The sequence below is a fragment of the Paenibacillus sp. DMB5 genome (assembly GCF_001517085.1).
Taxonomy (GTDB): Bacteria; Bacillota; Bacilli; order Paenibacillales; family Paenibacillaceae; genus Paenibacillus_AQ.
In genome coordinates this window covers 40,465-52,492 of sequence record NZ_LRAC01000163.1, presented here as the reverse complement: position 1 = coordinate 52,492, position 12,028 = coordinate 40,465, and the positions used below count along the sequence as shown (strand labels likewise).

General features: G+C 60.8%; 9 protein-coding genes and 3 pseudogenes. All 12 read left to right on the top strand.

The annotated features are described in order from the left end of the window. Positions 1–24: 24 nt before the first annotated feature. Positions 25–840, top strand: a pseudogene (gene cobJ, locus AWJ19_RS37795) (precorrin-3B C(17)-methyltransferase); the annotation flags it as partial. Positions 841–1,036: 196 nt separating this feature from the next. Continuing rightward, positions 1,037–1,582 carry a hypothetical protein gene (locus AWJ19_RS37790; RefSeq protein WP_068728995.1) on the top strand — a complete coding sequence of 182 codons (546 nt, stop codon included), beginning with the start codon at positions 1,037–1,039 and terminating at the stop codon, positions 1,580–1,582. Further along, positions 1,579–2,664, top strand: a complete 1,086-nt coding sequence (locus tag AWJ19_RS30025; RefSeq protein ID WP_068728993.1) for a sirohydrochlorin chelatase — start codon at positions 1,579–1,581, stop codon at positions 2,662–2,664. Before AWJ19_RS37790 ends, AWJ19_RS30025 begins: the two co-directional genes overlap by 4 nt. A 5-nt stretch (positions 2,665–2,669) precedes the next feature. Next, positions 2,670–3,491 (top strand): precorrin-6A reductase, encoded by an 822-nt coding sequence (gene cobK / locus AWJ19_RS30020; protein ID WP_082708204.1) that lies wholly within the window; start codon positions 2,670–2,672, stop codon positions 3,489–3,491. A gap of 2 nt (positions 3,492–3,493) precedes the next feature. Beyond that, positions 3,494–4,171 carry a precorrin-8X methylmutase gene (locus tag AWJ19_RS30015; RefSeq protein WP_068728990.1) on the top strand — a complete coding sequence of 226 codons (678 nt, stop codon included), beginning with the start codon at positions 3,494–3,496 and terminating at the stop codon, positions 4,169–4,171. A gap of 35 nt (positions 4,172–4,206) precedes the next feature. Continuing rightward, positions 4,207–5,279, top strand: a pseudogene (locus AWJ19_RS30010) (cobalt-precorrin-5B (C(1))-methyltransferase). After that, on the top strand, positions 5,272–6,513 hold the full coding sequence (locus tag AWJ19_RS30005) for a bifunctional cobalt-precorrin-7 (C(5))-methyltransferase/cobalt-precorrin-6B (C(15))-methyltransferase (RefSeq protein ID WP_068728988.1): 1,242 nt from the start codon (positions 5,272–5,274) through the stop codon (positions 6,511–6,513). The pseudogene AWJ19_RS30010 and the gene AWJ19_RS30005 overlap by 8 nt, the downstream one beginning before the upstream one ends. A gap of 21 nt (positions 6,514–6,534) precedes the next feature. Then, positions 6,535–7,287, top strand: a complete 753-nt coding sequence (cobI, locus tag AWJ19_RS30000; RefSeq protein ID WP_068728987.1) for a precorrin-2 C(20)-methyltransferase — start codon at positions 6,535–6,537, stop codon at positions 7,285–7,287. Positions 7,288–7,292: 5 nt separating this feature from the next. After that, positions 7,293–8,087, top strand: a complete 795-nt coding sequence (cobM, locus tag AWJ19_RS29995) for a precorrin-4 C(11)-methyltransferase (RefSeq protein WP_068729191.1) — start codon at positions 7,293–7,295, stop codon at positions 8,085–8,087. Continuing rightward, positions 8,080–9,201, top strand: coding sequence for a cobalamin biosynthesis protein (locus tag AWJ19_RS29990; RefSeq protein ID WP_068728985.1), 1,122 nt, complete (start codon positions 8,080–8,082; stop codon positions 9,199–9,201). Before cobM ends, AWJ19_RS29990 begins: the two co-directional genes overlap by 8 nt. Continuing rightward, positions 9,194–10,706 (top strand): annotated as a pseudogene (locus AWJ19_RS29985) (cobyrinate a,c-diamide synthase). The gene AWJ19_RS29990 and the pseudogene AWJ19_RS29985 overlap by 8 nt, the downstream one beginning before the upstream one ends. Before the next feature lie 228 nt (positions 10,707–10,934). Then, positions 10,935–11,816 (top strand): ROK family protein, encoded by an 882-nt coding sequence (locus AWJ19_RS29980; protein WP_068728983.1) that lies wholly within the window; start codon positions 10,935–10,937, stop codon positions 11,814–11,816. Positions 11,817–12,028 lie beyond the last annotated feature (212 nt).

The following is a 12,028-nucleotide window of genomic DNA, read 5'->3' as shown; positions in this document are numbered from 1 at the left end:
TACATTAGAACGGGGGAGACAGGAATGGAGAAGCAAGGCAAGCTGCTTATTATCGGCTTTGGCCCCGGCGCCCTGGAGCAGATTACCGGGCGTGCGCTGGCGGCTATTGAGGAGAGCGAGGCTGTGATCGGCTATAACACCTATGTGGAGCTGATCAGACCGCTGCTGAAGCATCAGGAAATTGTCGGCACCGGTATGACCGAGGAGGTCAGCCGGGCCCGGGAAGCGGTGCGCCGGGCCGAGGCAGGCCAGACGATTGCTGTTATTTCCAGCGGGGATGCCGGTGTATACGGAATGGCCGGACTGGTCTATGAGGTGCTGATGGAGCGGGGCTGGAGCCCTTCAATCGGAGTTGAAGTCGAGGTCATTCCGGGAATCTCGGCCATCCAGTCCTGCGCTTCACTTCTGGGGGCGCCTGTTATGCATGATTCCTGTACGATCAGCCTGAGTGACCATCTTACACCGTGGGACAGCATCGCGGCGCGTGTTGAGGCGGCGGCAGCGGCGGATTTTGTCATCGCCTTCTATAATCCCCGCAGCGGCCGGCGGACCCGGCAGATTGAGGAAGCGCGCAGCATTCTGCTCCGTCACCGCGCTCCTTCCACGCCGGTCGGCATCGTCAGGAATGCCTACAGGGAGCGGCAGGAGGTCATTATAACCACACTGGAGGAGATGCCCCTGCAGGAAATCGGCATGCTCTCCACGGTTATTGTCGGCAACTCGTCGACCGCAGTCTACGAAGGCCTGATGGTTACGCCGCGCGGTTACGAGCGCAAGTACAATCTTGGCGCCGACGCGCAGGCGCTGAAGCCCCATGAACGGCTCCGGCCGGCGGCGGAGCGTGGTCGCTGGCTGCCGGCCTGAGCTCTGGCAGCGGCAGGCAGTCTGCCGGGCGGCGGCGCTCCGGCAGATGCAGGGAAAGAGCAGGCGGTGCTTGCGCCAGCCGGCCTTGTGGTATCTCCGGAGCTTGGCAGCCGGAGATACAGCGGTGCCCAGATGCGGCTGCTGAGGAGCTGCCGGCGATGACGGCCAGCTCGTGTACTCGCGGGACGGACATTTCCTGCTGCACAGCAGCCGGGCTGAGCAGGCGGAGCTGGCTGCCCGGCTGTCGGCAGCCGGACTGCATGTGAACCTGCCCGGAGATACGGTCAGGGTAATGTCCTGCGACTTCTGCGAGCTCCGGAAAGACCAGGGCCGGGAAACGGCGGTCCGCCTGCACAAGCTGCTGCACGGCCAGACGGTTCCCCGGGAGCTGCACATCAGTGTTGCGGGCTGCGGCATGGCCTGCAGCTCGGCTGTGCTGGAGGATATCGGCGTTGTGTATACCCGGGGCAGCTATGAGCTGTACCTTGGAGGCAAGAAAACCGGGCGGGGGGCTCATGCCGGATCACGGGTCCGCTCAGGCATGAGTGAGGATGAAGCCGTCGCCGCTGTGGCTGAGGTTGTCGGACAATACCGGGAACACGCCGGCCGGGCGAGAAGTTTCACGCCTTTTTTGCGGACAAATCCGGGAACATGTCCGGAGCAGGGATTACTGAACAAACGGGCAGCACCGCCCGCAGCAAAGAGGAGAACAGCATGAATAAAAAAACAATACTGCTTGTAGGCCACGGAAGCCGGGTGGAAGAGGGCAATGAGGAATTGCGGAGCTTCACTGCCGGACTTGCTGCCGGCATGCCGGAGCTGAACATAGAAACCTGTTTTATTGAGCTGGCAGCGCCTTCGGTTGCCGGAGGAATTGAACGCTGTGTAACCGGAGGGGCAACAACCGTATATCTGGTGCCTGTTATTCTGTTTGCCGCCGGGCATTCCAAGCTGGATATCCCGATGGCCATCGACGAGGCCAGAAAGAAATATCCCGGAGTGGAATTTGTGTACGGGCGGCCGGTCGGGGTGCAGGAGCGGGCGGTGGATATTCTGCTGGACCGGATCGCGGAGGCTGCTGCAGTACAGGGGCAGGCAGAGATGCAGGACGATCCGGTTCCGGCCGGAGATACTGTAGTGCTTATGATGGGCCGCGGGGGAAGTGATCCGGACGCCAACAGTGACTTCTACAAGCTGTCCAGGCTGCTGTGGGAAAGAACGGCATACAAGAGTGTAGAGAGCTGCTTTATTGCGATTGCGGGTCCATCCCTTGATGAAGGGCTGGAGCGCTGTCTGGCGCTCGGTGCACGAAAAATAATCGTGCTGCCGTACCTGCTGTTCACCGGTGTGCTCATGCAGCAGTTTACCGAGCGGGTCACTGCCTTTGCGGCCGCTCATCCGGAGATCAGGGTGGAGCTGGGCAGCAGCATTGGCAGCCACCCGCTGATGTCAGAAATGCTGAAGGAGCGGATCGAAGAGACGCTGGGCGGCCGGGCTTTTGCCAACTGCGACACCTGCAAATACCGCACTGAAGCCGCAGCCCATCGCCATCATCACCATCATGATGGACATGACCATGGCCATCACCACGGGCATCATCATGGGCATGGACATCATGACGGGCATCATCACGGGCATGAGGGCCATCATGGGGACAGTCAAGAGCATCACCGCCATGAGCCTGACCATCAGCATGACCGTCAGCCGGTTCAATCTGCCGTCCAGGCAACTGGCGGCAGGCAGGAGTCCGGAACTGCAGCAGCGGAGACAGCCGCGGCAGGCAGTGCCGGGGAGCTGTAGCCGCGATGATATTGATGCTCTGCGGGACGGGAGATGCACGGGCGCTGGCGGTATTCCTGATGGGCCGCGGCCTGCCGCTGATGGCTTCGGTCGTTACTGCGAGTGCCGCGGAACGACTTGAGGAAGCCGGGGTCAGCACCAGAACCGGCAGGCTGGACCGGGAGGGAATGACTGCTCTTTTGCAGCAGGAGGGTTATCGGGCCGTTGTAGACGCCAGTCATCCTTTTGCGCTTGAGGCCCATGCCAATGCGATGCAGGCAGCTGCAGCACTCGGATTGCCGTACTTCCGCTATGAGCGCCCGGGTCTGGCTTTTGGCAAGCATCCTCGCCTGATTAAGGTGCATTCCTATGAGGAGGCGGCCCTTGCCGCTAAGAGGATCAAGGGCTCTGTTATGCTGACAACCGGGGGCAAGACGCTGGAGATTTTTGCAGAGCAGCTGCTGGGTGATCCGGAGATCCGCCTGACGGTCAGGCTGCTGCCCTGCCTGGAGAATATGGAAAAGTGCAGCAGGCTGGGAATTGAACAGCGTAATGTGATTGCGCTGCAGGGGCCTTTTTCACGGGAGATGAATGAAGCGCTGTTCCGCCACTATGGCACACAGGTGATGATCACCAAGGAGAGCGGCGTGGAGGGCTCGGTTGAGGAAAAGCTGCAGGCAGCGCTTGATATGGGGCTGTACGTCATACTGATCGTACGTCCGCAGCTTCATTGTACCGGTAACGGGGGAGTTTTTGATTCCTTTGCAGAGCTGGCGGAGGCGGTCGGGGCTGAGCTGGCAGCGGACTGCGGCAGGAAGAGTGAGGAAGCAGAGAAAAGGGAGGGTTGATCATGGATTTCGGAACAGAGTTTAAACCGCTGACCGTTCAGCCACAGGAGATTGAACAGTTTAGCTTTCAGATGATTACTGAGGAGCTGGGCAGCCATGATTTCAGTGCTGAGCAGTATCCGGTCGTGCAGCGGATCATCCATGCTTCGGCTGATTTCGAGCTGGGACGGAGTCTGGTGTTCCATCCGCAGGCAGTGGAAGCAGGGATTCAGGCAATTCTCGCGGGAAAGCCGGTTATCGCCGATGTGCGGATGGTGGAGGCTGGCATAGCCAAAGAGCGTTTACAGCGCTACGGCGGGGAGGTCCGTGTCCATATCTCCGACCCGGAGGTGATTGAAGCAGCCAGGGAACAGGGGCTTACCAGAGCTATTGTAGCGACGCGCAAGGCCTGTGCGGAGGCTCCAGGCGGCATCTACGTCATCGGCAATGCGCCTACCGCACTACTGGAGCTGATCCGTCTGATCAAAGCAGGCGAAGCCCGGCCGGGGCTGGTTATCGGCATGCCGGTCGGCTTCGTGTCTGCCGCTGAATCGAAGGACGAGCTGCGCAGGCTGGAAATTCCATATATTACGAACATCGGACGCAAGGGCGGCAGCACTGTCGTGGTTGCTGCCGTCAACGCGCTGAGCCTGCTGGCGGTCCGCCGGGCTGAAACGGATGCCGCTCATGAGCGGCCATGACCGGGAATAAGGAATCCGCCGGAAGTCCGCCGGCAATGCGGCGGGGGTACACCACGGGCGCCTGTGCAGCCGCAGCAGCCAAGGGAGCAGCACACCTGCTCATAACAGGCGAGGAGCTGGCAAGTGTTGAGCTGTACCTGCCGGCCGGCTTCAGCCACACCTTCGAATTGACTGGCTGGGAGCTCGGCGGTGAGGAGACTGCAGTCTGTGCAACCGTAAAGGATGCCGGGGATGACCCGGATGCCACGCACCGGGCCAGGATTGAAGCGGCGGTCAGCTGGCTTGACCATCCCGGTGTGGAGATTGACGGCGGACGCGGAGTCGGTCGGGTAACCAAGCCGGGGCTGCCGGTAGCCGTAGGCGAAGCCGCCATTAATCCGGTGCCGCGGCGGATGATCCGCGAGGCTGTCTCGGAGGTGCTTGAAGAGCATGGCGCGGCACGCGGGCTGCGGGTTGTCATCAGTGTGCCGGAAGGTGAAGCCATAGCGCTGAAGACACTCAATCCGCGGCTTGGCATTCTGGGCGGCATCTCCATCCTCGGTACCCGGGGTGTGGTCACCCCGTTCTCGACCGAGGCATACCAGGCAAGTATCGTCCAGGCGATTTCGGTTGCCGCTGCTGCAGGGAACAGCCGGCTGGTTCTGACCACCGGCGGCAGCAGTGAAAAATACGCGATGGCGATGTTCCCGGAGCTTCCGGAGGAGGCTTTTGTCCAGATGGGGGAATATGTGGGTTTCTCGCTCGCCATGCCAAGGCCTACGGATTCAGGAAGGTTACGCTTGTCGGCATGGCCGGCAAATATTCCAAGGTTGCGCAAGGGGCGATGCTGATCCATTCGAAGAATGCGCCGGTGGATTTCGGCTTTCTCTCGGCTGTTGCCGCTGAGGCGGGGGCCGATGCGCAGCTGGTGCAGCAGGTTGCCGCCGCCAACACCGCTTCACAGGTAGTCGATCTGATGACGGAGTCGGGGAACGGTGCCTTTTTTGAGCTGCTGTGCCGTAACGGCTGTACGCATTGTATCAGACAGACGGACGGGGGAATGACAGTGGAAATGGTGCTGATTACGATGAAGGGCCGGGTGCTGGGGAGGGCGGAAATTCGTGGATAACGTTATTTATGTCATAGGCATCGGCGAAGACGGCGCCGGAGGGCTGACCGCGCAGAGCCTGCGCAGAATTGAAGAAAGTGAGGTGCTCTGCGGCGGGGAGCGGCAGCTGTCATTCTTCCCGCGGTACAGCGGGCAAAAGCTTGTCCTGCAGGGCGGTCTGGAGGCCTTTGCCGGACAGCTGGAGAGTATATACAGGGAGCGCCGGGCCGTTGTGCTGGCTTCGGGCGATCCGCTGTTTTTCGGGATTGCCGGCTATCTGGTACGCCGGTTCGGCCCGCAGCAGGTGGAGGTCATCCCCCATTACAGCAGCGTGCAGCTTGCCTTTGCCCGGCTGGGTGACAGCTGGCAGGATGCGGAGCTGGTCAGCCTGCACGGCCGTCCTATAGCGGGACTGGCCCAGCGGATCGACGGGAGAGCGAAGCTGGCGCTGCTCACGGACGGGGTTAACACTCCCGCACGAATTGCCGCTTACCTGCTGGAATTCGGGATGCTGGAGTATGAAACCTTTGTCTGCGAACGGCTGGGCGGTCCCGAGGAGTGCTGCGGCTTCTGGGAGCTTGAGGCCATGGCCCGGCATGAGTTTGCTGCACTCAATGTAGTTATTCTGCGCAGAAAGCCGGGAAGCACAGAGAGCAGCAGGCGCGGCTTTGCATATCGGGATGAGGCCTTTGCCCAGCGCAAGCCGGAAAAAGGGCTGATCACCAAGCGCGAGGTCCGCGCACTGGTACTCTCCGAGCTGAATCTGGCAGAGAATGCGGTAGTATGGGACATCGGCTCCGGTTCGGGGGCGGTTGCTGCGGAGTGTGCGCGGATGGCCCGGCTTGGCAGAGTATATGCTGTGGAAAAAGATGCGGTGAACCTGCCGAATATGGAGGCCAACCGCCGCAAGTTCCGCGCTGATTACACCATTGTTCACAGTAGGGCTCCGGAGGGGCTGGAGCAGCTTCCTGACCCGGATGCAGTGTTCATCGGGGGCAGCGGCGGCGAACTTGCAGCTATTATTGCCTTTGCCGCTAAGCGGCTGCGGCCGGGGGGAGTCATCGTCATCGCGGCGATTACGGTGGAGACGCTGCACGGAAGCCTGACGGCGCTGGCGGCGGCTGGGCTGGGAACAGAGGTTACGCAGCTGCAGGCATCACGGGGCAGGCCGATTCTCGGCATGACCCGGTTCGAGGGGATGAACCCTGTTTTCGTAGTCAGTGCCACTGCCACCTACATTGAGGATCACAATTAACACTATAAGGAGGATACATAGATGAGCTTGAAGGAAGAGCTGCTACCTGAGGAGGAACCCGCCCTGTTTGCCATAGGTACACTGTATGGGGTTGGTGTCGGTCCGGGTGACCCGGAGCTGATTACAGTAAAGGCCTGCCGGCTGCTCAGGGAATGTCCGGTTATTGCTTACCCCGAGGCCCGCAAAGGCGGCAAGTCCTACGCCCATGAAATCGTGGACATGTATGTGGATGCTGAACAGAAGACGATGCTCGGCCTTGTCTTTCCGATGACCAAGGACCCGGTACAGCTGGCGAACGGCTGGCGCTGGACGGTTGAGCTGTGCTGGAATGAGCTGCGGCTCGGGAATGATGTGGCTTTTGTGACGGAGGGCGACCCGAATCTGTACAGCACCTTTATCCATCTGGCCCGGCTGATGCAGGAGCTCCATCCCGGCGTGGCGGTAGTGTCAGTACCGGGAATTTCCTCGGTGCTTGGCGCCGCCGCCGCCCTCGAACAGCCCCTTGCCGACGGCGACCAGCGGGTAGGCATTATCCCCGCAACCGGGGACCGGGAGGCGCTGAAGGAAGCGCTGCTGCACCATGACACAGTTGTATTTCTGAAGGTGGCCAAGGTGCTGGATACCGTGCTTGATGTGCTGGACGAGCTGGGTCTGGGTGGAAAGGCCTCCGTGGTGACCAAAGTGACCTCCCCGTATGAGACGGTATGGCGGGATGCCCGCGAGCTGCGCGGCCGGGAGCTGGAGTATCTGAGCCTGATGGTGGTGAGCAAATGAGCGGACTGCGGCTTGAGCCAAAGGTGTACATTGTCGGTGCAGGGCCGGGCGATCCGGAGCTGATTACGGTCAAAGGCAGCCGGATTCTGCGCTCGGCCGATCTGGTGCTCTACGCCGATTCGCTGGTCAGCGAGGAGCTGGTCCGCAGTGCGAAGCCCGGTGCGCAGGTTGTGCAGAGCTCGGGGCTCGATCTGGAGCAGCAGGTGGAGCTGATGGCCCGTACAGTCAAGGAAGGCCGGAGTGTGGCGCGCGTGCATACCGGCGATCCGTCCATGTACGGGGCCATCCTTGAACAGATGTCGCTGCTGAAGCTGTGCGGTGTCAGCTGTGAGATCATTCCCGGCGTCAGCTCCGTATTTGCTTCGGCAGCGGCGCTCGGTGCCGAGCTGACCGTACCGGAGCTGACCCAGACGGTCATTCTGACCCGCGCCGGAGGGCGCACCCCGGTGCCTGAGCTTGAGCAGCTGCGTGCCCTGGCCGCTCACCACTGCACGGTGGCGCTGTTTCTGAGCGCAGCGCTTGCCGGGCAGGCCGCCGCTGAATTTCTTGCTGCCGGCTGGAGCCCCGATACCCCGGTAGCCGTCGTTAAGAGAGCTACATGGCCGGACCAGCAGATTGTGCGGACGACCGTGCAGCATCTGGAACGGGATCTGCAGGAGGCAGGCATTACCATGCATGCGATGATCCTGGCCGGCCGGGCCCTGGACCCGGAGCTGGTGAACCGCGATGCCCACCGCTCGAAGCTCTATGACCGTTCCTTTACCCACGGCTTCCGGCAGGGGAGCGGCCAGAATGGCTAGTAAGATTGCTGCTGTAGCCATTACCCGCAACGGAATCAGGCTGGCTCTGAAGCTGGGCGGACTGCTGGCGGATACCGAGGTGTACTGCTATGCCAAATACAGCGGGGAGCTGGGGGAAATTCCGGGGGAACGGCGGATTTTCGACGGGCCGGTCAAGGAGCTGCTGCCCGGATTATTCCGCGGGTATGAGGCTGTTATTCTGTTCTTCTCTCTCGGAGCCGCCGTCCGGCTGATGGCCCCGCTGCTGGAGGACAAACGGCATGATCCCGCCGTCATTGTGATCGACGAGAGCGGGGAGCATGTCATCAGCGTGCTGTCCGGCCATCTGGGCGGAGCGAACAGGCTGACTCTGCACATAGCGCGGCTGCTGGAGAGCCGCCCGGTCATTACGACTGCCTCCGATGTGCAGGGCATTTTTGCTGCGGATCTGCTGGGCCGGGAATTCGGCTGGCAGGCAGAGAGCTTTGCCCCGATGAAAGGCGTCAGCGCCGCGCTGGTCAACGGCGAACCGGTAGCCGTGCTGCAGGAAGCCGGCGAAACCGGCTGGCTGCCTACGGGAGCCGTACTGCCGGAGCATGTCCGGCTCTGCGGCAGCACGGCTGAGCTGCAGCAGCAGCCTTACCGTGCGGCGGTTGTCATCACCGACCGGCTGCTGGATGAGGCTGAAGCTGCAGCGCTCCGCGGACTGCCGGCTGCAGTGTACCGGCCCCGCAGCCTGGTGCTTGGGCTGGGCTGCAACCGCGGGACTGCGGCGGCTGAGCTGGAGGCTGTCGTTATGGAGACGCTGGCCGAGCTGCGGCTGTCTCCGCTAAGCATCCGGGGTGCCGCGACCATAACGATTAAGGGCGATGAGGCCGGACTGCTGGAGCTCTGCCGCAAATTCGGCTGGGAGCTTGGCCTATTTTCACCGGAGCAGCTGAATACGGTGCCGCTTAAGCAGCCTTCTGCCGTTGTATTCAAGGCAACCGGAGCCTATGGCGTCTGTGAACCGGCTGCCCTGCTGGCCTCAGGCGGCGGCGAGCTGCTGCTGGCCAAAAAAAAGAGCGGCAATGTAACTATTGCTGTTGCCAGAGTATCTTTCGGCGGAGACAGGGAGGAGACCGGAAATGAATGAAGGGGCTCCATTCCGAAAGAGTGAGCGTTCGCTTCCGCAATACCGCCCGCGTGTGATCATCGCCGGCACCGGCAGCGGCTCCGGCAAGACGATTGTGACGCTGGGGCTGATGAGGGCGTTTGCCCGGCGCGGACTGAAGGTCCAGGGCTTCAAATGCGGCCCCGATTATATTGATCCTGCCTATCACGCCGCTGTAACCGGACGCCCTGCCCGTAACCTCGACTCCTGGATGACCTCACACGCATATCTTCTGCAGTACTTTGCGGGTTCCTCCGGAGATGCAGAAGTATCAGTTATTGAGGGCGTTATGGGGTTGTATGACGGCAAAGAGCCGGACGGGCTGACGGGCTCCACCGCAGAACTTGCCATCATTACAGACAGCCCCGTGGTGCTGGTCGTGGATGTGCGCAGCATGGGCCGCAGCGCGGCCGCCGTTGTGCTCGGCTTCCGGCAGCTGGAGCCACAGGTGCGGATTGCTGCGGTTATTGTGAACCGCTGCGGAAGCGAGAGTCATTACCTGACGGTAAAGACGGCGATTGAAGCCGCCTGCGGCATCCCTGTTATCGGCGGCCTGATGCGTGATGCCGCGCTGGACATCCCGGAGCGGCATCTGGGCCTGCTGCCCGCTGTGGAGCGGGGCGAGCTGGAGGCGCTGTTCGGGCATGCCGCTGATTTACTTGCGGCAGGAGTTGACCTGGAGCAGCTGCTGCAGATCGCGCAGGCTGCGCCACCGCTGCGCCCTGCCCCGCGGTTAAAGCTACGGACGCATCCGAGTCTGCGTCCTCCGGGTCAACGGAGGCAGCGCGGTCTGTCCCGGCTGCTGCGGGTACGGCTATGCCGGCCCAAGGCCCGGTCATCGCCGTTGCCAAAGATGCGGCATTTAATTTCTATTATGCCGACAATCTGGAGCTGCTGGGCCGTGCCGGCGCCCGGCTGATCCCGTTCAGCCCGCTGCGCGGCGAGCAGATTCCGCCGGAAGCGGACGGCATCTATCTCGGCGGCGGCTTCCCGGAGGAATTCGCTGCAGAAATTTCCGCCAATACCGGCTTTATTGGCGGTCTGCTTGCAGCGGCTGAAGCCGGCATGCCGCTGTATGCGGAATGCGGCGGCTACATGGTGCTGGCCCGGACGCTTACAGACCGTGCCGGAGCTGTGCACAGGATGGCCGGGGTCATACCTGCCGACGCCGTAATGCAGGAACGCCGTGCTGCGCTTGGCTACCGTGAGGTTACAGCGCTGCAGGACAGCCTGCTGCTGAAGCGGGGCGAGCGGCTGCGCGGCCATGAATTCCATTACTCGGTAATGAATTACGATGAACAGGAGGACAGGCTGTATGCCTACGAGAGCAAGGGGCGGGGCGGCAGCGGCCGGAAGGATATCTCCGGGGGAATGTCATGGCCGCGTACGCACATGTTCATCTGGCCTCCCATTTCCCGGCGGCAGAGCGTTTCGTCTCAGCCTGCAGATTCTACAGAGAGCGGAAAACCGCTCAATTCCAGCAATAAATGGCTGGCATGTCCGTATGCGGTGCTTATAAGAACAAGTCACTTTTTTCGGAGGTAACGGAGGAGTGACTTGTTCTTGTTTATTTTTCCGAGAGTATGTCAACCGCTTGTCATACTGACACAAGGCACGTATAATCATTCTAAGAGAGCGTTTTATTTTGATATGCGGATTATACATTGACCGGGCCTGAAGCGGGCCTGCGCTTATTTTAGAAGGGAGAATGCTGTATGAGAGTGCTTGGAGCTATTGAAGCCGGGGGAACCAAATTTGTATGCGGAATCGGACATGAGGACGGGTCGGTTATCGACCGGGTCAGCTTCCCGACGACAACACCGCAGGAAACGATGGGACTGGTGCTGGACTACTTTTCCGGAAAGAATGCAGAGGCCATCGGGATCGGCTCATTCGGGCCGATTGACCCGGTATTGGGCAGCCCTACATACGGCCATATCACTACTACACCTAAGCCTCACTGGGGAGGATTTAATCTGGTGGGTGCAGTTGCAGATCATTTTGACGTGCCGATCGGCTTTGATACCGATGTGAACGGGGCTGCGCTCGGTGAGTATACCTGGGGAGCTGCGCAGGGTCTGGATAGCTGTCTATATATTACTGTAGGTACAGGTATCGGAGCCGGTGCGGTTATAGGCGGTCAGCTGATTCACGGCCTGTCTCATCCGGAGATGGGGCATATTCTGGTTCCGCGCCATCCTGAGGATACCTACAGCGGATTCTGCCCTTACCATGGGGATTGCCTGGAGGGCCTGGCTGCGGGGCCGGCTATCGGCAGCCGCTGGGGCAAGCCTGCCGGCGAACTGGTTGCGGACCATCCGGCTTGGGAGTTGGAAGCACACTACCTGGCCCATGCCCTGATGAACTATGTGCTGGTGCTGTCACCGCAGAAGATTGTTATGGGCGGCGGAGTCATGAAGCAGAGCCAGCTGTTCCCGCTGATTCATGCCAAGCTGCAGGAGCTGCTCGGCGGATATGTCCAGCACCCTGCACTGAATCAGGAGATCGGCAGCTACATCGTGCCGCCGCAGCTGGGCGACAACGCCGGTCTTGCCGGGGCGCTTGGCCTGGCCAAGCTGGCGCTCGCGGGGGCCTGATTCAAAAAGGGATTGACTGTACGGAAATATATGGTATTGTAGTTTCTAACAGTATAGCGTTTACGAGGAAGCACCTCTTTCACGATAGTTCGTGGGAGAGGTGCTTTTTTTGCGTAAAGATAAGAAAGTATAGGTTTATCCTTATCTTTCTCGCAGAACCGGATACCGTCCTGTTTAGGACGATGTAGCCGTTTCTACTTGTATGCATGCTG